Source organism: Nocardioides fonticola (assembly GCF_039536805.1).
In the GTDB taxonomy this organism is placed as follows: Bacteria; Actinomycetota; Actinomycetes; order Propionibacteriales; family Nocardioidaceae; genus Nocardioides; species Nocardioides fonticola.
In genome coordinates this window covers 126,146-147,137 of record NZ_BAAAZH010000024.1, presented here as the reverse complement: position 1 = coordinate 147,137, position 20,992 = coordinate 126,146, and the positions used below count along the sequence as shown (strand labels likewise).

The 20,992-nt window shown below is 72.4% G+C and carries 20 protein-coding genes; 13 read left to right on the top strand and 7 right to left on the bottom strand.

Annotated elements, in window-relative coordinates; translation table 11 throughout:
• The first annotated feature begins 72 nt into the window (after positions 1-72).
• Positions 73-1,491, top strand: coding sequence for an NAD-dependent malic enzyme (locus ABD671_RS15815; RefSeq protein ID WP_425574925.1), 1,419 nt, complete (start codon positions 73-75; stop codon positions 1,489-1,491).
• Here ABD671_RS15815 and ppgK read toward each other — a convergent pair.
• On the bottom strand, positions 1,464-2,228 hold the full coding sequence (gene ppgK, locus ABD671_RS15810) for a polyphosphate--glucose phosphotransferase (protein WP_344734392.1): 765 nt from the start codon (positions 2,226-2,228) through the stop codon (positions 1,464-1,466). The genes ABD671_RS15815 and ppgK overlap by 28 nt on opposite strands.
• Before the next feature lie 140 nt (positions 2,229-2,368).
• Here ppgK and ABD671_RS15805 point away from each other — a divergent pair, with 140 nt between their 5' ends.
• From ABD671_RS15805 to ABD671_RS15790, 4 genes are all read left to right on the top strand, one after another.
• Entirely contained in the window at positions 2,369-3,853 is a 1,485-nt protein-coding gene (locus ABD671_RS15805; protein WP_344734391.1) for a fatty acid desaturase, read from the top strand.
• Entirely contained in the window at positions 3,853-4,047 is a 195-nt protein-coding gene (locus tag ABD671_RS15800) for a ferredoxin (protein ID WP_344734390.1), read from the top strand. The genes ABD671_RS15805 and ABD671_RS15800 overlap by 1 nt, the downstream gene beginning before the upstream one ends.
• A gap of 63 nt (positions 4,048-4,110) precedes the next feature.
• Positions 4,111-4,698, top strand: a complete 588-nt coding sequence (locus ABD671_RS15795) for a TetR/AcrR family transcriptional regulator (RefSeq protein WP_344734389.1) — start codon at positions 4,111-4,113, stop codon at positions 4,696-4,698.
• Between the two features lie 98 nt (positions 4,699-4,796).
• Positions 4,797-6,038, top strand: coding sequence for a M15 family metallopeptidase (locus tag ABD671_RS15790; protein WP_344734388.1), 1,242 nt, complete (start codon positions 4,797-4,799; stop codon positions 6,036-6,038).
• A 42-nt stretch (positions 6,039-6,080) separates the two neighbouring features.
• Here ABD671_RS15790 and ABD671_RS15785 read toward each other — a convergent pair whose 3' ends face one another.
• The gene (locus ABD671_RS15785; RefSeq protein ID WP_344734387.1) at positions 6,081-6,911 is read right to left on the bottom strand and encodes an alpha/beta hydrolase fold domain-containing protein; all 831 of its coding nucleotides are present in this window, start codon (positions 6,909-6,911) and stop codon (positions 6,081-6,083) included.
• Positions 6,912-7,003: 92 nt separating this feature from the next.
• Here ABD671_RS15785 and ABD671_RS15780 point away from each other — a divergent pair, with 92 nt between their 5' ends.
• The 4 genes from ABD671_RS15780 (at position 7,004) to ABD671_RS15765 (ending at position 11,256) form a co-directional block, all read left to right on the top strand.
• Positions 7,004-7,978, top strand: coding sequence for an NADPH:quinone oxidoreductase family protein (locus ABD671_RS15780; protein WP_344734386.1), 975 nt, complete (start codon positions 7,004-7,006; stop codon positions 7,976-7,978).
• 46 nt (positions 7,979-8,024) lie between these two features.
• A complete protein-coding gene (locus ABD671_RS15775; protein ID WP_344734385.1) occupies positions 8,025-8,387 on the top strand; it encodes a hypothetical protein in 363 nt (120 codons plus the stop codon).
• Between the two features lie 114 nt (positions 8,388-8,501).
• Positions 8,502-10,460: a M13 family metallopeptidase gene (locus ABD671_RS15770; RefSeq protein ID WP_344734504.1), complete on the top strand. Its 1,959-nt coding sequence runs from the start codon at positions 8,502-8,504 to the stop codon at positions 10,458-10,460.
• 7 nt (positions 10,461-10,467) lie between these two features.
• Positions 10,468-11,256, top strand: a complete 789-nt coding sequence (locus tag ABD671_RS15765; protein ID WP_344734384.1) for a 2-phosphosulfolactate phosphatase — start codon at positions 10,468-10,470, stop codon at positions 11,254-11,256.
• A gap of 14 nt (positions 11,257-11,270) precedes the next feature.
• On the opposite strand, the gene ABD671_RS15760 is transcribed toward ABD671_RS15765, so the two are convergent.
• The gene (locus ABD671_RS15760; protein ID WP_344734383.1) at positions 11,271-11,705 is read right to left on the bottom strand and encodes a cyclic nucleotide-binding domain-containing protein; all 435 of its coding nucleotides are present in this window, start codon (positions 11,703-11,705) and stop codon (positions 11,271-11,273) included.
• Positions 11,706-11,918: 213 nt separating this feature from the next.
• On the opposite strand from ABD671_RS15760, the gene ABD671_RS15755 reads away from it, so the two are divergent.
• Entirely contained in the window at positions 11,919-14,021 is a 2,103-nt protein-coding gene (locus ABD671_RS15755; protein ID WP_344734382.1) for a RecQ family ATP-dependent DNA helicase, read from the top strand.
• A 30-nt stretch (positions 14,022-14,051) separates the two neighbouring features.
• Here the strand turns inward: ABD671_RS15755 and ABD671_RS15750 are convergent, their stop codons facing one another.
• A complete protein-coding gene (locus ABD671_RS15750; protein ID WP_344734381.1) occupies positions 14,052-15,011 on the bottom strand; it encodes a glycoside hydrolase family 6 protein in 960 nt (319 codons plus the stop codon).
• 40 nt (positions 15,012-15,051) lie between these two features.
• A complete protein-coding gene (locus ABD671_RS15745; protein ID WP_344734380.1) occupies positions 15,052-15,639 on the bottom strand; it encodes a maleylpyruvate isomerase N-terminal domain-containing protein in 588 nt (195 codons plus the stop codon).
• 127 nt (positions 15,640-15,766) lie between these two features.
• Here ABD671_RS15745 and ABD671_RS15740 point away from each other — a divergent pair, with 127 nt between their 5' ends.
• Positions 15,767-16,531 carry a PadR family transcriptional regulator gene (locus tag ABD671_RS15740; RefSeq protein WP_344734379.1) on the top strand — a complete coding sequence of 255 codons (765 nt, stop codon included), beginning with the start codon at positions 15,767-15,769 and terminating at the stop codon, positions 16,529-16,531.
• Between the two features lie 118 nt (positions 16,532-16,649).
• Here ABD671_RS15740 and ABD671_RS15735 read toward each other — a convergent pair whose 3' ends face one another.
• Together ABD671_RS15735 and ABD671_RS15730 are read right to left on the bottom strand one after the other, a co-directional pair.
• Positions 16,650-17,483: an SDR family oxidoreductase gene (locus tag ABD671_RS15735; protein ID WP_344734378.1), complete on the bottom strand. Its 834-nt coding sequence runs from the start codon at positions 17,481-17,483 to the stop codon at positions 16,650-16,652.
• Entirely contained in the window at positions 17,480-18,868 is a 1,389-nt protein-coding gene (locus ABD671_RS15730; RefSeq protein WP_344734377.1) for a cytochrome P450, read from the bottom strand. Before ABD671_RS15730 ends, ABD671_RS15735 begins: the two co-directional genes overlap by 4 nt.
• A 118-nt stretch (positions 18,869-18,986) precedes the next feature.
• On the opposite strand from ABD671_RS15730, the gene ABD671_RS15725 reads away from it, so the two are divergent.
• Together ABD671_RS15725 and ABD671_RS15720 are read left to right on the top strand one after the other, a co-directional pair.
• Positions 18,987-19,604 carry a TetR/AcrR family transcriptional regulator gene (locus ABD671_RS15725; RefSeq protein ID WP_344734376.1) on the top strand — a complete coding sequence of 206 codons (618 nt, stop codon included), beginning with the start codon at positions 18,987-18,989 and terminating at the stop codon, positions 19,602-19,604.
• A 59-nt stretch (positions 19,605-19,663) separates the two neighbouring features.
• A complete protein-coding gene (locus tag ABD671_RS15720) occupies positions 19,664-20,884 on the top strand; it encodes an acyl-CoA dehydrogenase family protein (RefSeq protein ID WP_344734375.1) in 1,221 nt (406 codons plus the stop codon).
• Positions 20,885-20,992 lie beyond the last annotated feature (108 nt).

The following is a 20,992-nucleotide window of genomic DNA, read 5'->3' as shown; positions in this document are numbered from 1 at the left end:
CTCCCGCCGCCCGAGCCCACGCACGGGTGTCCGACTTGTCGGTAACCACCGCACCGGTGCGAAGGTGAGGAGGTGAACCGCGCGACGACGTCCTCCTACTCGATCACCATGCGTCTGCACACCGACCCCGACCACGGGGTCGTCGGCGCGGTCGCCACCGCGATCGCCGGGGCCGGCGGCATCGTGACCGCTATCGACGTCGCGGAGTCCAGCAACACCCGCCTCGTCGTCGACGTCACCTGCTCGGCCGGCGACGCCGACCACGCGCTCGAGCTCGAGCGCATCGTCGGGGCGATCGAGGGCGTGGAGGTCTACAAGGTCTCCGACCGCACCTTCCTGCTCCACATCGGCGGCAAGATCGAGGTCTCCTCCAAGGTGCCGCTGAAGAACCGCGACGACCTCTCGATGGCCTACACCCCCGGGGTCGGCCGGGTCAGCCGGGCACTGGCCGAGCACCCCGAGGACATCCCGCGCCTGACGGTGAAGGGCAACTCGGTGGCGGTCGTCACCGACGGATCGGCCGTGCTCGGGCTCGGCAACATCGGGCCGGGCGCCGCCCTCCCGGTGATGGAGGGCAAGGCCGCCCTGTTCAAGCGGTTCGCCGGCATCGACGCCTGGCCGATCTGCCTGGCCTCCCAGGACACCGACGAGATCGTGCGGGCGGTCGAGCTCATCGCCCCGGGCTTCGGCGGCATCAACCTCGAGGACATCGCGGCACCGCGCTGCTTCGAGATCGAGCGCCGGCTGCGCGCCAGCCTCGACATCCCGGTCTTCCACGACGACCAGCACGGCACCGCGATCGTCGTCCTGGCCGCGCTGACCAACGCGCTGCGGGTCGTGCGCAAGGAGCTCTCCGCCGTCCGCATCGTCGTCTCCGGCGGCGGCGCGGCCGGCACCGCCATCGTCACGCTGCTGCTCGCGGCCGGGGTCACCGACGTCGTCGTGGTCGACCGCGCCGGTGCGCTGTGCGCCGGCGACGAGTCGCTCCCGCCCGCCCATCGCGAGCTCGCCGCGGCCACCAACCCGCGGCGGGTGACCGGCGACCTGCACACCGTGCTCCAGGGTGCCGACGTGTTCATCGGCGTGAGCGCGCCCGGCGTCCTCAAGGCCGAGTGGATCACCGAGATGGCGCCCGACGCCGTCGTCTTCGCGCTCGCCAACCCCGACCCGGAGGTCGACCCCGCGGAGGCCGGCCGGTACGCCGCCGTCGTGGCGAGCGGCCGCTCGGACTACCCCAACCAGATCAACAACGTGCTCGCGTTCCCCGGTGTCTTCCGCGGTCTGCTCGACGCCCGCGCCTCCGACGTCACCGTGCCGATGCTGCTCGCGGCCGCCGAGGCGATCGCCTTGGTGGTCAAGGACGAGGAGCTCAACCCGAGCTTCATCATCCCCACGGTCTTCCACCCCGACGTCCCGAAGGCCGTGGCCTCGGCGATCGCGCGCACCGCGACGCCGCGGGACGCTCAGGCGCCGGAGGCCTCCGAGGCGTAGACCGCCGCACCCACCACGCCGGCCTTGTTCAGCAGCGAGGCCGGCACGATCGCGGTGTCGAGGTCGAGGAGCGGCAGGAACTCCTCCGCGCGCTTGCTGATGCCGCCGCCGACCACGAACAGCTCGGGGCTGAAGAGCCGCTCGAGCGTGCGGTAGTACGCCTGGAGGCGCTCGGCCCACTTCTCCATCGAGAGGTCGTGCTCCTCGCGGACGCTGTTGGCCGCCCACTTCTCGGCCTCGTGGCCCTCGACCTCGAGGTGTCCGAGCTCGCTGTTGGGCACCAGGTGGCCGTCGTGGATGAGCGCGGAGCCGATGCCGGTGCCCAGCGTCGTCAGGATGACCAGGCCCCCGCGGCTGCGGGCGACGCCGTAGCGGGCCTCGGCGATGCCGGCGGCGTCGGCGTCGTTGACGACGTGCACCTCGCGGCCGGTGGCCTTGCTGAACAGCGCATCGGCGTCGGTGCCGATCCAGGCGGGATCGATGTTCGCGGCGCTGTGCACGATGCCCTTGCGGACGATGCCGGGCACCGTCACCCCGATCGGCCCCTCGATGTCGTCGAACTCCCCCAGCAGCTCGACGAAGACGTCGGCGACCGCCTCGGGCGTCGCGGGATCGGGGGTCTTGATGCGCACCCGCTCGGCGGCGAAGTCGCCGATCTCGAGGTCGACGGGGGCGCCCTTGATCCCGGTGCCGCCGAAGTCGATGCCGAAGGCACGTGCCGTGGTGGTTCCGCTCACGCCCCGACCCTGCCCGGTGTCGGGCGGCCGGACAACCTCCCGCGCACTTTACATTTCCAACCCTCTTGTCAAAGCGGTTGACAAACCCTATGGTTCTGTCAACCGCGGGCCGTGATGCCCGTCACCGCAGGAGGAACCCGATGACCCAGTCCGACCCGACGATCGCCCCCGCGATCGCGAACTCGACCGTTCCGGCCGGCTCGACCGAGGCCTGGAAGGACAAGAAGCGCTACCTGTGGCTCATCGGCCTGGTGGTGCCCTCCCTGGCGTTCCTCGCCATCGGGCTGTGGGCCGCCACCGGCTGGGGCGTGTGGCTGTGGATCGGGCCCATCGTGATCCTCGGCATCGTGCCGGCGGTCGACCTGTTCGCCGGTCTCGACACCGCCAACCCGCCCGACGACGTCATCGAGCAGCTCGAGAACGACAAGTACTACCGCTGGATCACCTACCTGTTCCTGCCGATCCAGTACGCCGGATTCGTGGGCGCGATGTACCTCATCGCCCGCGGAGTCGACTGGGGTCCGGGCGACCTGTCGCTCATCGACAAGATCGGCCTCGCGGCGTCCATCGGCTGCGTCGGCGGCATCGGCATCAACACCGCCCACGAGCTCGGCCACAAGCGCGAGGCCAACGAGCGCTGGCTGGCCAAGATCGCGCTGGCCCAGGTCGCCTACGGCCACTTCTACATTGAGCACAACCGCGGCCACCACGTGCGGGTCGCGACCCCCGAGGACCCCGCCTCCAGCCGCCTGGGCGAGAACTTCTACCAGTTCTGGCCGCGCACGGTGTTCGGCTCCCTGAAGAGCGCCTGGCACCTGGAGCAGAAGCGGTACGCGCGGAAGTCGACCCACCCCTTCCACCTCGGCAACGACGTGCTCAACGCGTGGCTCATGACCGCCGTCCTCTGGGGCGGGCTGGTGGCCTGGCTCGGCGTCGAGGTGCTGCCCTTCCTGGCGCTCCAGGCCGTGATCGGCTTCTCGCTGCTCGAGGTCGTCAACTACATGGAGCACTACGGCATGCTGCGCCAGAAGGTCGGCAGCGGGGAGCGCCAGCGCTACGAGCGCGTCGACCCCTCGCACTCGTGGAACTCCAACAACATCGCCACCAACGTGCTGCTCTACCACCTGCAGCGGCACAGCGACCACCACGCGAACCCGACCCGTCGCTACCAGACCCTGCGCGACTTCGAGGAGAGCCCCGTGCTCCCCACCGGGTACGCCGGCATGATCGTGCTCGCGCTCTTCCCGCCGCTGTGGCGCCGGGTCATGGACCGCCGGGTGCTCGACCACTTCGACGGCGACATCAGCCGCGCCAACGTGATGCCCCGCAAGCGCGAGAAGCTCATCGCGAAGTACGCCCCGCACCTGGCCGAGATCCGGGCCGCCGAGGCGGCCGCCGGAGCGGTGCGCGAGGACGTCACCCCGGGCGCCGTCGAGGTCGACGAGGTGCTCGCCGCCCGCTGCCCCGGCTGCGGCTACACCTACGAGGTGGCCGCGGGCAACGAGCTCGAGGGCTTCGCCGCCGGCACGGCCTGGTCGGAGATCCCCGACGACTGGTGCTGCCCCGACTGCGGGGTGCGCGAGAAGGTCGACTTCCTCCCGCTCACGAACGCCGAGGCCCTCTGATGCCGCGCATCGTCGTCGACTACGGCAAGTGCGAGGGCCTGGGCATGTGCGAGGCCATGGCCAGCGACTACTTCGAGCTCGACGACGACGAGCAGATGCACGTACTCGACGAGAACCCGCCCGAGGCCGATCGCGGGCACGTGCACGCCGCCGTCCAGGCCTGCCCGGTGCTCGCGCTCACGCTCGAGGGCTGAGGCGCGGCTCTGGTGAGCACCTCCGTCGTCGGCCGGGTGGTCGGGCTTCCTACACTCGGAGCCATGACCACCCGGCCGCTGACGACGCGCGAACGCATCGTCGACGCCGGCGTCCAGCTCACCACCGACCTCGGGTGGTCGCGGGTCACCATGGCGAAGCTCGCCGACGCGGTCGGCGTGAGCCGCCAGACCGTGCACAACGAGGTCGGCACCAAGGCCGGCCTCGCCGAGGCGATGATCCTGCGCGAGCTCGAGCGGTTCATGACCGTCGTCGACCACGCCTTCGACACCCACCCGACCGACCTCGTGGCCGCGATCCGCGCCTCGGCCGAGGACGTCCTCGTGCACGCCGGCGACAACACCCTGCTCAAGGCGGTCGTCTCGGCCACCCACGGCGCCGACACCGAACTCCTGCCGCTGCTCACCACGCACGCGCACTCGCTGCTGACCACCGCCAAGGAGGTCATCGCGGCCCGGGTCGAGCCCTACGAGCATCCGCTGACCGCCGAGCAGACCGACGCGATGATCGACATCGTCGTCCGCGTCGTCCTCTCCCACGTGATGCAACCCAGTGCGGCGCCGACGCAGACCGCCGACGCGGTGGCCTTCATCGCCGCCCGCGTGCTGGCCGGCGAACCGGACGCGAACTGACCGATCGGCCCATCCATCCGGCCTGCTGGTCTGGTCCGGTTCGCCTACCCTGGAGCGACGGCGCACGACGGGGTGCGCCCCGTGCGGAAGGTCGGTCCATGGGCATGCGCTGGCAGCGACAGCGTCGGTCGGCGCGTCAGGCCCTGACCGCCGGTCTCGCGCTGGCCGCCGTGCTCGCAGCCGCCGCGTGCGGCGGATCGGCCGACGCCGGCCGCGCCGCCGGTGGCGCGGACGACCCGACCGCCTCGACCGGGGGCCGGCTCAGCGCCCCCGCCGAGGTCGCCGACGCCTTCGACCCCGAGCACGCGGTCGCCGCCCCCGGCCCGCTGAAGCTGCCGCTCCTCTCCGCCGACCTCCTCGTCGTCGACGACCGCACCATCGGCGACGACGAGCTCGCGCGCCTGCGCAAGGTCCCCGGCGTCCGCGAGGTGACCCCGCTCTCGATCGCCTCGCTGGCGATCGAGGACCGCGCCCTGACCGTCGCCGCCGTCGACCCCGACACCTACCGCCGCTCCACCCAGGTGCAGGTCGCCCAGGCCACGGCCATCTGGAAGCGCCTGGCCGGCGGCGAGATCTTCGTCAGCCCCGCCCTGCGCGACACCCTGCCGATCACCGACGACGGGTACCTCCAGCTCGGTCCCGACGACCCGACCCCGCACATCGGCGCCTTCGCCCCGCAGGTGCCCTCGGTCGACCTCGTGGTCGACGAGGCCTGGGGGCGCACCCTCGGGATGACGCCGGGCAACGCCGTCCTCATCTCCACCGGGATGGCCGCACCCGACCGGGTACGGCGCGGTATCGCCCGCATCGTGCCCGCCGGTTCCTCCATCCAGGGCCTGGACGCCGTGGCGCGGTACGGCCTCGACCCCGACGCCGTCCAGACCGCGGTGGTCGTCGGTGGCGTCTCCGACGCGGTGGGCACCTACAGCTACCGGGTCGTCGGCGGCCGGGTCGTGCCCGACGCCGGTTGGGTCGCCTCCCACATCGCCACCGAGCCCGTGCCGATCCTCGGGTCGATGACCTGCAACACGGCGATCTTCCCGCAGCTGCGAGCCGCGCTGGAGGAGATCGTGCAGCGCGGGCTGGCCTCGAAGATCCACGTCGGCGAGTACGCCGGCTGCTTCTACCCGCGCTTCATCGCCGGCACCACGACGCTCTCCAACCACGCCTTCGGGCTCGCCTTCGACCTCAACGTGCCCGGCAACCAGCGCGGCACCGTCGGCGAGATGGACCGCACCGTGGTGTCGATCTTCAAGAAGTGGGGCTTCGCCTGGGGTGGCGACTGGAGCTACACCGACCCCATGCACTTCGAGCTGGCGCGGCTGGTGCGCCCCGACTGACGCGGGTCCGATCGGGGCTCAGCTGGCAGGCTCAGCCTGGCGTCAGTGGGAGTCCACGGGCGCGAGGTGGGCGGAGATCTGGTGGGCGATCATCGCCATCGTCGTGCGGGCTCGGCCGGGATCCTCGGTCAGGAAGTAGTGGTCGACCCCGGGCGTCATGTCGTAGACGACCGGCACCCCGGCGTCCTCCAGGCGGCGGGCGTAGGCCTCGCCGTCGCGACGCAGCGTGTCCCGCTCGCCGGTCAGCACGACCGCCGGCGGCAGCCCTGACAGGTCCGGGGCCAGCAGCGGGGAGGCGTAGGGCTCGCTGCGCGTCGCCGGATCGGGGAAGTACACGCGCCGCACCAACGCTCGCAGGGACGGCGAGATCATCCCGGCGCCGGTGGGCAGATCGCTCGCGAGGTCGAGCGCGGGCACGCCCAGCACCTGCAGGCGCGGCGCGAACGAGCCCAGGTCGCGGGCCTGGAGCGCCACGGACGCTGCGATCCCGCCACCGGAGGAGAACCCGCCGATGCTCACCGCCCGCCGCTGGCCGGCCACGGCGGCCGCCACGTCGTGGCTCTGCTCCTGGGCCACGGGATAGGTCACGTAGGGGCCGGTGCGGAAGTCGACGTTCCAGATCTCCGCGCCCGTGGTCGCCGCCAGGTAGCGGCACCACCAGTCGTCCATCTGCGGGTAGCGCATCAACCACGCTCCACCGTGGAAGTGCACGTGCGCGACGCCGCCGGCGTCCGCGCTGCCGTAGACGAAGGACCGGACGACGCCGTGCCGGGTCGGCGTCCGCACCACCCGCGGCCGGGGCAGATCGCGCCCCGCGAACCGCAGGTCGGCGCCGTAGCGCACGGTGAAGCGGGCGAGGGCGTGCATCGTCATGGCCTGCAGGCGATCGGTGGGGGGCACGCCGGTCGTTCGGCGCCCGGGCGCCCGCGGATGGGCGGGGTCGGCGGGCGGCTACGGTTGCGCCCATGAAGGCAGTGCAGGTGATCACCACCACCGGACCCCGTGACGTCGTCGTCCGTGAGGACGTCCCCGAGCCGGTGCCCGGTCCCGGCGAACTGCTCGTCGAGGTGCACAGCGTCGGCATCTCCTTCCCCGACCTGCTGCTGAGCAAGGGCGAGTACCAGCTCAAGCCCGAGCCGCCGTTCACCCTCGGCGTCGACTTCGCCGGCGTCGTGGTCGGCGGCGCCGAGATCGAGGGCATGGCGCCCGGCACGCGGGTCGCCGGCGTGGGCGCCTACGGCGGCGCCGCCGAACTGGTCGCGAGCCCGGGCATCTTCACCTTCCCGATCCCCGACTCGATCAGCTTCGACGAGGGCGCCGCCCTGCCGATGAACTACCTGACCGCCCAGTTCGCCCTGGCCGAACGCGGCTCGCTGAAGGCCGGGGAGACCGTGCTCGTGCACGGCGCCGCGGGCGGCGTCGGCACCGCCACCATCCAGGTCGCGAAGGGGTACGGCGCCCGCACGATCGCGGTCGTCTCCACCGAGGAGAAGGCCCAGGTCGCCCGCGACGCCGGAGCCGACGACGTCGTCCTGCTCGACGGGTTCAAGGACGCCGTCAAGGAGCTCACCGACGGCCGCGGCGTCGACATCGTGATGGACGTCGTCGGCGGCGACGTCTTCCTCGACTCCCTGCGCCTGCTCTCCTCCCAGGGCCGCCTGCTCGTCGTCGGCTTCGCTGCCGGTCAGGGCATCCCCGAGGTCAAGGTCAACCGGCTGCTCCTCAACAACATCGACGTGCGCGGCGTCGGCTGGGGCGAGTACGCCATGCGCCGGCCCGGCTACATGCACCAGCAGTGGGCCGAGCTCGTGCCGATGATGGCCTCGGGCGTGGTCAAGCCGCCCGTCGGCCTCACCTACGACCTCGCCGACTTCGGTCAGGCTCTGGTCGACCTCGACGAGCGCAAGGCGCTCGGCAAGTCCGTCGTCCACGTGCGCTGATCCGCGCGCCCATCTCCTGCTCATCTCCCGTACCGAGAGGCACCCCATGTCCGACCACGAGCACGGCCCCGACTGCAGCCACGACGGTCACGGCCACGACGGCCCGGAGCTGAGCGAGGAGGAGCGCGCCCGGCTCTCGGCGCACATCGTCCTCGACGGCGTCAGCGTCGCCTTCGACACCGACGGCACCGACCCCGTCGAGCTGGCCTTCTCCAAGCTGTTGGAGATCGAGGCGATCGAGCTGCTGCTCGACGAGGAGAACGACGAGCTCGAGCTCGACATCTCCCCGCTGATGAGCGGCGTCCTGTTGGTCGTGCGGCGCCTGGTCGAGCAGCTCGCCGAGCGCACGGGCACCACGCCGGCCGACGTCGTCGCCGCGGTGCGGGCTGCGGTGGACGAGCCGGCCTGACCGGCTGCAGGTTTCGGCCCCCCAGTGTCGCGCGACCGGCCTCGGATCGCGCCCAGGTCGGCCGGGCCACGCCCCCGGTCGTGGCGGCGTCGACTAGCCTCGGGTGACGTGAGCATGCTGGACGCAGCCCAGGCGGGCATGGACCCCGACATCCGTCCCCAGGACGACCTCTTCGGCCACGTGAACGGCCGGTGGCTGGAGGAGACCGAGATCCCCTCCGACCGCTCCAGCTGGGGGCCCTTCGTGCAGCTCGCCGACGTCGCCGAGGAGCAGGTGCGGGTCATCATCGAGGACCTCGCCGCCCGGGTCGCCGCCGGTGAGTCGGGCCTGTCGGACGACGCCCGCAAGATCGGCGACCTGTTCGCCTCCTTCATGGCCACCGACGCGATCGCGGCCCTCGGCCTGACGCCGATCGAGCCGCTGGTCGAGGCGGCCCGCAGCCTGCGCGACGTCCGCGATCTGACGGCGTTCCTCGGCGAGTTCGAGCGCATCGGCGGCCACGGCCTGTTCGGGTCCTACATCGACACCGACGACCGCAACTCCGACCGCTACCTCTTCCACCTCGTCCAGGGCGGCCTCGGGCTGCCCGACGAGTCGTACTACCGGGAGGAGAAGTTCGCCGAGATCCGCGGCGCCTACCGCGACTACCTCGCCGCACTGTTCACGAAGAGCGCGCACCCCGACCCGGACGGCGCCGCGCAGACCGTCGTCGACATCGACACCCGGCTGGCCGGCGGCCACTGGGAGCGCGCCGAGACCCGCGACGTCCAGAAGACCTACAACCTGACGACGCTGGCCGACCTCAAGGCCCTGTGCCCGTCCTTCGACTGGGACGCCTACGCCACCAACCTCAGCGGCACCAAGCTCGACGCAGCGGCGCTGCTCGGCGAGAGCTGCGTGCGGCAGCCGTCCTACTTCGGCCACCTCTCCACGGTGCTCGACGAGGTGCCGATCGAGCAGTGGCGCGACTGGCTGGAGAGTCGGGTGCTGCGCTCGTGGGCGCCGTACCTGACCGACGATCTCGTCGAGCTCAACTTCGGCTTCTACGGCCGCACCCTCAACGGGACGCCGGAGCTGCGGGCCCGCTGGAAGCGCGGCGTCACCCTCGTGGAGGGCGCGCTCGGCGAGGCCGTGGGCCAGGAGTACGTCGCCCGCCACTTCCCGCCGTCCTCGAAGGCGATGATGGACGAGCTGGTCGCCAACCTCCTGGCGGCCTACCGCGAGTCGATCTCCCAGCTGGACTGGATGAGCGAGGACACCAAGCAGCGGGCCTACGACAAGCTCGACACCTTCCGCCCGAAGATCGGCTACCCCGAGCGGTTCCGCGACTACTCGGCGCTGGAGATCCGGCCCGACGACCTCGTCGGCAACGTCATGGCGGCCTCGATCTTCGAGACCGACCGCCAGCTGGCCAAGCTCGGTGGACCGGTCGACCGCGACGAGTGGTTCATGCTGCCGCAGACCGTCAACGCCTACTACAACCCGGGCACCAACGAGATCTGCTTCCCGGCGGGCATCCTGCAGCCGCCGTTCTTCAGCCCCGACGCGCACCCGGCCGAGAACTACGGCGGCATCGGCGCTGTCATCGGCCACGAGATCGGCCACGGCTTCGACGACCAGGGCGCCCAGTACGACGGCGCCGGCAACCTCAACGACTGGTGGACCGAGTCCGACAAGTCGGCCTTCGAGGTGAAGTCGAAGGCGCTCATCGAGCAGTACGACGGCTTCGAGCCGCGCAACCTGCCCGGCGAGAAGGTCAACGGCGCCCTGACCGTGGGCGAGAACATCGGCGATCTCGGCGGCCTGACCATCGGCCACAAGGCGTTCGTCATCTCCCAGGGCGGCCAGGCCAGCATCGAGGACCGCCGCCGGCTGTTCATGAACTGGGGCTTCGTGTGGCGCACGAAGCGCCGCGAGGAGCAGGCCCGGCAGTTCCTCACCGTCGACCCCCACAGCCCCGCGGAGTTCCGCGCGAACATCGTGCGCAACCTCGACGAGTTCCACGAGGTCTTCGAGACCGCGCCGGGCGACGGGCTGTGGCTCGAGCCCGACGCGCGCGTGCGCATCTGGTGAGGGCGTGATGGGCGGACCCGACCCCGCCCACCACCCCGCCCACACCCAGGGCGAGTACGCCGTCCGCTGCGAGTGGGGTCCCGTCGGAGCCGCGGCGATCGTCGCCGACCTCGGTCCGCGCGACCTCGCCGTCGTGGTCGACGTGCTGTCGTTCTCCACGACCGTCACGGTCGCGGTGGCGGCCGGCGCCACCGTGTGGCCCTACCGCTGGAAGGACGACCGCGCCGCCGCGTTCGCCGCCGAGCAGGACGCCGTCCTGGCCGTCGGGCGGTTGGAGGCGCGCACCCCCGGCTCGCCGCCGCAGGCGCGGGTCAGCCTCTCGCCCGCCGAGATCGGTGCCGCGGCCGCCCCGGGATCCCGGTTCGTGCTGCCCTCGCCGAACGGCGCCACGATCAGTGCCGCGATCGGCGAGGTCGGCGTGCCGGTCGTCGCGGGGTGTCTGCGCAACGCGACCGCGGTCGCGCGGCGGGTCGACGCGGTGCTGGCCGCCGGCGGCCGGGTCGCGGTGGTGCCGTGCGGTGAACGATGGCCCGACGGGTCGCTCCGCCCCGCCCAGGAGGACTGGTGGGGCGCCGGCGCGATCCTCGCGGCCCTCACCGCGCCGGTGGCGCTCTCAGCCGAGGCGCTCGCCGCGGCCGACGCCTATCGGGCGGCCGGCCCGGGTGCTCTCGCGGCGTCTGCGAGCGGACGCGAACTCGTCGCGAAGGGCTACGCGGACGACGTCGCGGTGGCGGGGCGGCTCGACGCCGACGTCGTCGTCCCGATGCTGCGGGACGGCGCGTTCGTCAGCACGTAGCCGGGTCAGCCGGGTCAGCCGGCCAGTTCGCTGGCCGGCGCGGTGTCGGCCAGCCGCAGCCGCTGGGCCAGCACCGTGGCGATGTGCCGCGCCACGCTGGGGAACTGGGCCATCACGCTCTCGAACGAGCGCGGGTCCATCACCAGCACGGTCGTGGGCGCGGTCGTGACGACGGTGGCCACGCGCGAGGCCCGGCGGTCGAGCAGGGCCATCTCGCCGATCACGTCGCCGGGGCCGAAGCTCGCGAGGTGACGCTCGCCGATGCGGGCCTCGGCGGCGCCCTCGACGATCACGAAGGCCTGGGTGCCGTGCTGTCCGACGGCGGTGAGCTGCTTGCCGGCCGGCACTTCTGCCTGGTCGAGCAGCGAGTCGAGGCGGCGCAGCTCCTTGTCGGAGCAGCCGGAGAAGGGCGCGAGGCGCCGGAGGGTGTCGATCCGGGTGCGGGACATCGGGTTCTCCTCGGGGCCGGTACGGGGGTCTGACCGGGGGTACTTCGAGGCTACGGACGGCGCCGGCGGCGTCCCGTGCCCGCGGTCACTGGTCCAGACCGCCCTCGGACCTGTTCCCGCGGGCGCGGTGTCCCGAGGTGAGCAACGTCTCCGGAGGGCGGACCCTGTGGACCCGCTCCGACGCTTGTCGGTCGCGGCTGTTAGGAAGGGGGAGTGACGGGAGCGAGCACCACCACCGGCGTCCGCGCGCAGGCCGAGGCGCACCTGCGGGCCCTCGTGGGCCGCGACGACGCCGTCCTGCGCGACGACCAGTGGCGTGCCATCGAGGAGCTCGCGGTCCACCGTCGTCGCGCGCTGGTCGTGCAGCGCACCGGGTGGGGCAAGTCGGCGGTGTACTTCGTGGCGACGCTCCTGCTGCGCGCGCAGGGTGCCGGGCCGACGGTCATCGTCTCCCCGCTGCTCGCCCTGATGCGCAACCAGATCCAGGCGGCCGAGCGGGCCGGCATCCGGGCGGCCACCATCAACTCCACCAACATCGAGGAATGGCAGCCGATCCAGGCGGCCGTGGCGGACGGCGAGATCGACGTGCTGCTGGTCAGTCCCGAGCGGCTCAACAACCCCGGCTTCCGCGACGAGGTGCTCCCGCAGCTGGCGGCCACCTGCGGCCTGCTGGTGGTCGACGAGGCGCACTGCATCTCCGACTGGGGCCACGACTTCCGGCCCGACTACCGGCGCATCCGCACCCTGCTCGACGACCTGCCCGAGGGCATCCCGGTGCTGGCCACCACCGCCACCGCGAACGCGCGGGTCACCTCCGACGTGGCCGAGCAGCTCGGCGACGACGTCCTGGTGCTGCGCGGCACCCTCGACCGCGAGTCGCTGCGGCTGGGCGTCGTCCGGTTGCCGACGGCCGAGCAGCGGCTGGCCTGGCTCGCCGATCATCTGGCCGAGCAGCCCGGCTCGGGCATCGTCTACTGCCTCACCGTCGCGGCCACCGCCGAGGTCGCCGACTACCTGCGCGCCCGCGGCCACGCCGTCGCCGCCTACTCCGGGCAGACCGAGACCACCGAGCGCCAGGCGCTGGAGGCCGACCTCGCGGCCGGTCGGGTCAAGGCGCTCATCGCCACCAGCGCACTGGGCATGGGCTACGACGCGCCGCTCGGGTTCGTCGTCAACCTCGGGGCGCCGTCCTCGCCGGTGTCGTACTACCAGCAGGTGGGCCGGGCCGGCCGTGCGCTCGCGCCCGGGCAGACGGCCTCGGTGGTGCTGCTGCCGGCCACCGAGGACCGCGACATCTGGGCCTACTTCGCCTCCCTGGCCTTCCCGCGGGAGGAGCTCGTGCGCGACACCCTGGCCGCGCTGGCCGAGGCCGGCCGCCCCCTCAGCACGGCGGCCCTGGAGACCAGCGTCGACCTCAGCCGCAACCGGCTGGAGACCATGCTCAAGGTGCTCGACGTCGACGGCGCCGTCCGCCGCGTCAAGGGCGGGTGGGAGGCCACCGGTCGCCCCTGGGTCTACGACGCCGAGCGGTACGCGCGCGTGCGGGAGGCCCGCGAGCGCGAACAGGCGGCCATGCTCGCCTACCTCGACACCCCGATGTGCCGCATGCGCTACCTGCGCGAGCAGCTCGACGACCCCGAGGCGGCCGACTGCGGGCGGTGCGACCGGTGCGGCGGCTACGCCGTCAGCACCGAGGTGTCCGGCGAGGCGCTCGAGGCCGCCCGCGAGCGGCTGGCGCGCCCCGGGGTGCCGATCGAGCCCCGCAAGCTGTGGCCCACCGGGCTCGCCGCGATGGGGCTCGACCTCAAGGGGAAGATCGCGCCGCCCGCCGAGGAGGGCCGGGTGGTCGCCCGCCTCACCGATCTCGGCTACGGCCAGCAGCTGCGCGCCCTCTTCGCCGCCGGGTCCGAACCGCCCGCCACCGTTCCCGTCCCCCTCGTGCGCGCCGTGGTGGAGGTGCTCGGCGACTGGCGGCCCGCCGTCCAGGCCGTGGTGGCGGTCGAGTCGGAGACCCACGGCGCCCTCGTCGACGACCTCGCCGCCGGGCTCTCGCGCTACCTGAACGTGCCGCTGGTGGGGCGCTTCGCCATCGTCGACCCCGAGGTGCGGCCGGGCCAGGGCGCCACCAACTCCGCCCAGCGCGTGGCGGCGGTGCGGCGCCGGTTCCGCCTGCAGGCCGACGTGCCGCCGGAGGCGTCGGTGCTGCTCGTCGACGACCGCGTCGGCACCGGCTGGACCCTCACCCTGGCTGCCCGCGCCCTCCACGACGCCGGCGCCGCGCGGGTGCTCCCGCTCGCGCTGGCACTCGACGCCTGAGACTGGAACCACCTGAATCCAGGCTGATCGTCACTTCAGCAGTCGTCGCGCTCCCTGCGGCCACCACTGCCCCGACGGCGGACCGCCATGGCAGGTGCCGTCGTCGGACTGACCGTCGGACTCGCCCGGGTTCTTCACCCACAGCCGCCCGTCGTAGGCGTCGCGGAAGAGCAGCTTCGGCGGGGCCCCGATCCGGGCCCAGGTCGGGTTGCAGACGTCGCCGTCGACCGGCGTCCCGCCACCGTTGCGTCCGGTGTCGACGACGTAGTGGAGACCCCGCACGCCGCGTTGCTCCAGCTCGGCCAGGACGCCGCGTGCGTACCGCTGCTCCTGACCGGTCGGCCGGAAGTTGCCCACGTTGGTGCTGAAGCCCCGTGCGTCGGCGATGCCGGCCCGCTTCAGCAGCGGTGCGATGTCGGCCGGGGTGCGCCAGCCGGAGTGGCCGGCATCGAGGTAGGCCCAGCCGCCGGCGTCGGTGACCTGGCGGACGGCGTAGCGCAGCAGCGAGAGCCGCTCGTCGACGTCGAAGCTGCAGCGCTCGTTGCCGATGAAGGGGACGGCGTCCGGCTCGACGACCACCAGCGCATGGGTGCCCTGGAGGCCGAGCGCCACCTGGTCGATCCACGAGCGGTAGCTGGCGGCGTCGGGCTCTCCGCCGGAGGAGTAGAGGCCGCAGTCGCGTCCGGGGATCGCGTAGAGGACGAGCAGCGGCGTCTTCTCGATCTCCTCGGCGCGCTCGGTGTAGCGCCGTACGGCGTCGGCGACGCCGTCGATCGCGTAGTAGTCGGTGATCCACAGCGGCTGGGCCCGCTTGCCGATGCGGTCGTAGCGAGGGTTGTCGGCGGCTGCCTGCGACCCGGGCATGAGCGGGTCGACGAAGAGGCCGCGGGTGGTGCGGGGGTCGGTGCCGCCGGGGGTCGCCGGCGCCGTGCCGACACCCCAGACGAGTCCGAGGGCGGCGAGCGTCCCGATGATCCGTCGTCGCCTCACGCCACCAGGGTAGGTGGAGCGCGCCGACGTCGGGCGCGGTTCAGGGCACCGGCTGGTCGTCCTCGCGCACCCCGAAGACCCCGAACGTCTCGATCGCGGTGCCGGGCAGGCCCCACGACCGCAGTTGGGCCCGTGAGCGGCGCGAGAACCGACCGCGGAACAGCTCGTAGTCGGGCACCGCGTCCTCGAGGCCGAGGTCCTCGCGCGCTCCCGGCGGCAGGACGGCGTCCAGCACCGGCTCCCAGGTGGCGCTCGGCGCGATGCCCAGGCCGAGGGTCTCGTGGAGGTCGGCGAGGTGCACGGCGATGTCCCAGACGATCGCCGGGCGCGGGTTGTCCTGGAGCATCGGCGTCAGCAGCGCCACCTGGGCCTGGAGCTCGGTGAGGAGTCCGGCCGCCGACGTGTCGGCTCGCTCGGCGACGTGGCGGGCGGTCCAGGCGGGCTGGGGGGCGTCGTCCATGCGGCCGGTGACGACGTCGCGCGCTCCGCCGGCGAGGTGGGCGAGCAGCTGGTGCACCGTCCACTCCGGGGTGGCCAGCACGCGGCGCCCCAGATCGTCGGGCCCCAGATCGCCCGCCACCGCGGCGATCTCCTCGACGCAGCGTTCGTAGACGTCGCTCCAGGCCATGGGACGAACCTAGGCATCCGGACCGCCGGCGTCCACGGTTGCCAGACCACAACTATCGCGTTATTCTACCGATATATCGCGATAGGAACCGAGATCCGGTTCGCAGCGAGGAGAAGGAGGTCCCGCCATGAGCAGGGACGAACACGAGATCGGCGGACAGCTGGGCGACCAGCTCGGCCGCCTGCGCGGCGGCACCCCCGGTGGTCGCCGCGGACGGCGCCGCTCGGCGGCCGAGGGCGGCTTCGACCGCAGCCTCGAGCACCGGCTGCGCCACCACCCCGGCGGCGGACCCGGGGGACCGGGCGGCGGCCCGTGGGGCGAGGGCCCCTGGGACGGCGGCCGCGGTCACCGCGGCGGCCCGCCGCCCTGGCTCGCCGGCTTCTTCGGCGTGGGGGAGCGCGGCCGCGGGCCGCGGGTCCGTCGCGGCGACGTGCGCACGGCGATCCTCGACGTCCTGCGGGAGGCCGAGGGAGAGGGGCAGAACGCGGAGATCAACGGCTACCAGGTGATCCAGCGCATCGCCGAACGCTCCGGCGATGCCTGGCGCCCCAGCCCCGGGTCGGTCTACCCGACCATCCAGCAGCTCGAGGACGAGGGTCTGGTCGCCGGTGACGCCGGCCGCGGCCGCCGTTCCCTCGCGCTGACCGACGCCGGCCGCGCCTGGGTCGCCGACAACGCCGAGCAGCTGGACGCCGTGTGGGCGCCCTTCGCCGAGGACGCCCCCGAGGACGCCCGCACCGCCGACCTCAAGCCCGAGCTCGGACGGCTGATGAGCGCGGTGTGGCAGGTCAAGGCCACCGGCACGGAGGCCCAGCAGCAGGCCGCCCTGGAGCTGATCGTCGAGACCCGGCGCCGGCTCTACGGGATCCTCGCCGACGCCGACCTCGAGTGAGCGGTCCGGCTGCGAGTCCGGGCGCTGGTCCGGGCGCTGGTCCGGGCGCTGGTCCGGGCGCTGGTCCGGGCGGTCGAGGAGCCGACAGGGCCCCTCGACCGCCCGGGAGAAGGGATGCTCAGCGGCGCGCGCGCGACTCGTAGTCGGCGCGGGCGGCGTTGTCGACGTCGAGCAGGATCTTGTCGCCGCCGGTCGTGCGTCCCAGCCAGTCGCGGCCGCGGCGCGGCACCATCGAGAGGCCGTAGCCGATGCCCTTGGCGTAGTTCGGCACCCAGGTCTCGAAGCGAGGCTTGCGCGCCACCCCGACGATCGCGTCGGCCACCTGCTCGGGAGTGCAGGGCTGCATGCCCGGCGCCGAGGCCACCCCCGAGGACAGCTCGGTGGCCACGACGGTCGGCAGGATCACCGAGGCGTGGACGCCGTAGGGCGCCAGCTCGCTGTGCATCGCCTCGGTGAACCCGACGACGGCGAACTTGCTGGCGGAGTAGACCGCCGCACCCGCGTAGCCCATGCGGCCGACGGCCGAGGCCACGTTGATGACGTGGCCCGAACGCCGGGCGATCATGTCGGGGACGACGAGCTTGGTGCCGGTGATGACGCCGCGCACGTTGATGTCGAGGGTGCGGTCGATCGAGGCGTCGGCGTGCTCCTCGAGCACCGAGAGCGGCATGATGCCCGCGTTGTTGACCAGCACGTCGATGGGCCCGAGCGAGCGGGCGTAGGAGATGAAGGCGGCGTAGGAGTCGCGGTCGGCGACGTCGACGACGTGCCCCTCGGCCACGCCGGTGCGGCCCTTGGCGACCTGGATCGCGGCCTTGGCGGCGACGTCGTCGTCGAGATCGCCGATGACGACCCGGGCGCCGGCGTTGACGAAGCGGGCGGCGGTGGCCAGGCCGATGCCGCGCCCGGCTCCGGTGATGACGACGAGCTTGTCGGTGAGGTCGAGGGTCATGCGCGGGTCCTCCGGAGAAGGTCGATGGGCTGGCCGTCCGACGGGAACGGCAGGGAGTGGTTGTTGAGCGGGGCGACGTACCCCGGGTCGACCGACCAGGTCCACCCGCGCAGCAGGTGGCACATGATGGCCTTGATCTCGGAGCCGGCGAAGTGCATGCCGAGGCACTTGTGCACTCCGCCGCCGAACGGCTCCCAGGCGTAGCGGTGGGACTTGTCCTCGCGGCGTTCGGGGCTGAACCGCTCGGGGTCGAAGCGCATCGGGTCGGTCCAGTACTCGGGCATCACGTGGCTGAACTGGGGCCCGACCGAGCAGAACGTGTCGGCAGGGATCTCCACTCCGCACACCACGGTGTCCTTGATGGTGCGTCGCACCATCACCGGCACCGGCGCGCGCAGCCGCAGCGCCTCCTTCATCACCCAGTCGATCGCCTCGAGGCTCTCGAGCTCGGCGAGCGAGGGACGCTCGGGCAGCGCGAGCGCCTCGGTACGGCAGCGCTCCTGCCACTCGGGGTGCTTGCCCAGCAGCTCGAGCATCGTGGAGACGGTGATGGTCGAGGTGTCGTGGGCGGCCATCATCAAGAAGACCATGTGGTTGATGACGTCGTCGTCGGTGAACCGCTCGCCGTCCTCGGTCTCGATGTGGCACAGCTGGCTGAGCATGTCGCTGGTCTCGGTGGCGCGCCGGTCGGGCAGGTAGGAGCGCAGGAAGTCCTCGAGCACGCGGCGTCCCTTGATCGCGCGCTTCCACCGGGTGCCCGGCAGCGGGTAGCGCACGATGGCGGCGGCCGACTGCACGCAGTCGATGAACGCCTTGTTGATCGCGGCCATCTCCGAGGGCGGGGTGTGCTCGGCGCCGCCCATGAAGATCTCGGCGGCGATGTCGAGGGTGAGGGTCTTCAGGGCCGGGTAGGCCTCGAAGCGCGGCAGCGGACGCCAGCGGCGCAGGCCCTGCTCGATGGCCGGGTGCATGCGCTCGACGTAGCCCTCGAGCCGGTCGCGGGTGAAGGCCTGCTGCATGATCCGGCGGTGCATGTGGTGCTCCTCGAAGTCGAGGAGCATGAGACCGCGCTGGAAGAAGGGGCCGATGACCTCGGTCCAGGCCGGGCCGTTGACGAAGGCCTTGTCGCGGTTGGTGAGCGCGGCTTCGCAGGCCTCGGGGCCGAGCAGGAAGACCCAGCGCTGGCCGAGCATGAGGATCGGCGAGACCGGGCCGTAGTGGTCCCACTGGCGCTGGAACATCGCGAGCGGGTCCTTCGCGTACTCCAGGGCGCGGCCGAGCACGGGCTTCCCGCGGTCCTGCGGAAGGACCTCCGCCAGCGGTCGCGACGGTGTCGGTGACCCCGCGGACGCCGTCGTCCCGGGGCGCGATGTGGTCTGGGTCACGTGCCCAGCTTCAATCAGACAGACGCGTCTGTCAATATGCATCCTGCGGCGACCCGGACCCACCGGGCGGCCTGGTCGGAGCCAGGCGAGGAGGAGGCCCGATGCGAGGATGCGTGCCATGGCGGTGAAGTCCGGGCGCTACCGGGGCATGACGGCGCAGGAGCGGGCCGCGGCCCGGCGTGCGCAGCTCGTCGAGGCGGCTCTGGAGGTGTGGGGCCGCGAGGGTGGCCCGCGCATCACCATGACCCTGGTCTGCAACGAGGCCGGCCTCACCGAGCGCTACTTCTACGAGTCGTTCTCCCGGCTGGAGGAGGTGCTGATCGCCGTCCTGGAGCAGATCGGCGACCGCATCCGCACCGACGGTCTGCGGGCGATCGAGGAGACCGAGGGCGGGCCCACCGAGCGGGTGCGCGCCGCCCTCGCGGCCTTCGTCCACGTCATGACCGACGACCCGCGGGTGGGACGCGTGGTCACCCTCGAGGCGCCGTCCTGGCCCGAGCTGCGCGGCCCGCGCAACGCCATGACCCGCGCCTTCGCCGCGATCGTCGCCGACGAGGGCCGGCTGCTCTACGGCGAGGAGGCGCTGCCCGAGCGGGACGCCGTGCTGCAGTCGCTCATGTTCATCGGCGGCGTCGAGGAGCTGATGACCGCCTGGCTCGACGGCACTATCGACGCGACGCCGGCCGAGATCGTCGAGGCGGCCACGCTGATGTTCACCCGCACGGGACACCGCTGAGGTGTGACGTTCGCCCGAAGTTGTAACACGGAGTTATACCCGCGGGTACAGTCATCGACGTGACCGAGACGCCCACCAACTTCACCCTGTCGCAGGACCACCTCGACCTCAAGGACTGGGTGCACCAGTTCGCCGCGGACGTCGTCCGCCCCGCCGCCTCCGAGTGGGACGAGAAGGAGGAGTTCCCCTGGCCCGTGCTGGAGGAGGCCGCCAAGATCGGCCTGTACTCCGTCGACTTCGTCGCCACCCAGGCCTTCGACCCCACCGGCCTCGGCATCCCGGTGTTCCTCGAGGAGCTCTTCTGGGGTGACGCCGGCATCGGCCTGGCCATCACCGGCACCTCGCTGGCCGCCGCGGGCCTGAGCTCGAACGGCACCGAGGAGCAGGTCATGGAGTGGCTGCCGCAGATGTTCGGCGAGCCCGGCGACCTCAAGGTCGCCGCCTTCTGCTCCTCCGAGCCCGACGCCGGTTCCGACGTCGGCGCCATGCGCACCCGCGCGGTCTACGACGAGAAGACCGACGAGTGGGTCATCAACGGCACCAAGACCTGGGCCACCAACGGCGGTATCGCCAACGTCCACGTCGTCACCGCCGTCGTCGACCCCGACCTGCGCACCCGCGGCCAGGCGAGCTTCATCATCCCGCCGGGCACGAAGGGCCTCTCCCAGGGCCAGAAGTTCCACAAGCACGGCATCCGCGCCTCGCACACCGCCGAGGTCGTCCTCGACAACGTGCGCATCCCCGGCCGCTGCCTGCTCGGCGGCAAGGAGAAGCTCGACGCGCGTCTCGCCCGTGCCCGCGAGGGTGCGAGCAGCTCGGGCAACGCCTCGATGGCCACCTTCGAGCGCACCCGTCCCGCCGTGGGCGCCCAGGCCGTCGGCATCGCCCGCGCCGCCTACGAGACCGCGCTCGACTACGCCAAGACCCGCGAGCAGTTCGGCAAGGCGATCATCGAGAACCAGGCCGTCGCCTTCGCCCTGGCCGACATGAAGACCAGCATCGACGCCGCCCGCCTGCTCGTGTGGCGCGCCGCCTCGATGGCCGCCAACGGCCAGCCGTTCACCGCCGCCGAGGGCTCGATGTCGAAGCTCTTCGCCGGCGAGACCGCGGTCAAGGTGACCACCCAGGCGATGCAGATCCTCGGCGGCAACGGCTTCACCCGCGAGTACCCGGTCGAGCGCTGGTCGCGCGACGCGAAGATCTACACGATCTTCGAGGGCACCAGCGAGATCCAGCGCCTCGTGATCGCCCGCACCATCTCGGGCGCCTCCATCCGCTGATCCACCCCGCACCAGCCGCACGGCCCCGCTCGACCTCGCGTCGGGCGGGGCCGTGCGCGTTCGGGTGTTCATGCTCTGGACGCCGTCGAACGGCTCGGTGTTGACTGG

Coding starts and splice junctions, on each gene's coding strand:
- ABD671_RS15805 (WP_344734391.1), top strand. CDS start 2,369: ATGACCCAGTCCGACCCGACGATCGCCCCCGCGATCGCGAACTCGACC.
- ABD671_RS15800 (WP_344734390.1), top strand. CDS start 3,853: ATGCCGCGCATCGTCGTCGACTACGGCAAGTGCGAGGGCCTGGGCATG.
- ABD671_RS15795 (WP_344734389.1), top strand. CDS start 4,111: ATGACCACCCGGCCGCTGACGACGCGCGAACGCATCGTCGACGCCGGC.
- ABD671_RS15790 (WP_344734388.1), top strand. CDS start 4,797: ATGGGCATGCGCTGGCAGCGACAGCGTCGGTCGGCGCGTCAGGCCCTG.
- ABD671_RS15785 (WP_344734387.1), bottom strand. CDS start 6,911: ATGACGATGCACGCCCTCGCCCGCTTCACCGTGCGCTACGGCGCCGAC.
- ABD671_RS15780 (WP_344734386.1), top strand. CDS start 7,004: ATGAAGGCAGTGCAGGTGATCACCACCACCGGACCCCGTGACGTCGTC.
- ABD671_RS15775 (WP_344734385.1), top strand. CDS start 8,025: ATGTCCGACCACGAGCACGGCCCCGACTGCAGCCACGACGGTCACGGC.
- ABD671_RS15770 (WP_344734504.1), top strand. CDS start 8,502: ATGCTGGACGCAGCCCAGGCGGGCATGGACCCCGACATCCGTCCCCAG.
- ABD671_RS15765 (WP_344734384.1), top strand. CDS start 10,468: ATGGGCGGACCCGACCCCGCCCACCACCCCGCCCACACCCAGGGCGAG.
- ABD671_RS15760 (WP_344734383.1), bottom strand. CDS start 11,705: ATGTCCCGCACCCGGATCGACACCCTCCGGCGCCTCGCGCCCTTCTCC.
- ABD671_RS15745 (WP_344734380.1), bottom strand. CDS start 15,639: ATGGCCTGGAGCGACGTCTACGAACGCTGCGTCGAGGAGATCGCCGCG.
- ABD671_RS15740 (WP_344734379.1), top strand. CDS start 15,767: ATGAGCAGGGACGAACACGAGATCGGCGGACAGCTGGGCGACCAGCTC.
- ABD671_RS15735 (WP_344734378.1), bottom strand. CDS start 17,483: ATGACCCTCGACCTCACCGACAAGCTCGTCGTCATCACCGGAGCCGGG.
- ABD671_RS15725 (WP_344734376.1), top strand. CDS start 18,987: ATGGCGGTGAAGTCCGGGCGCTACCGGGGCATGACGGCGCAGGAGCGG.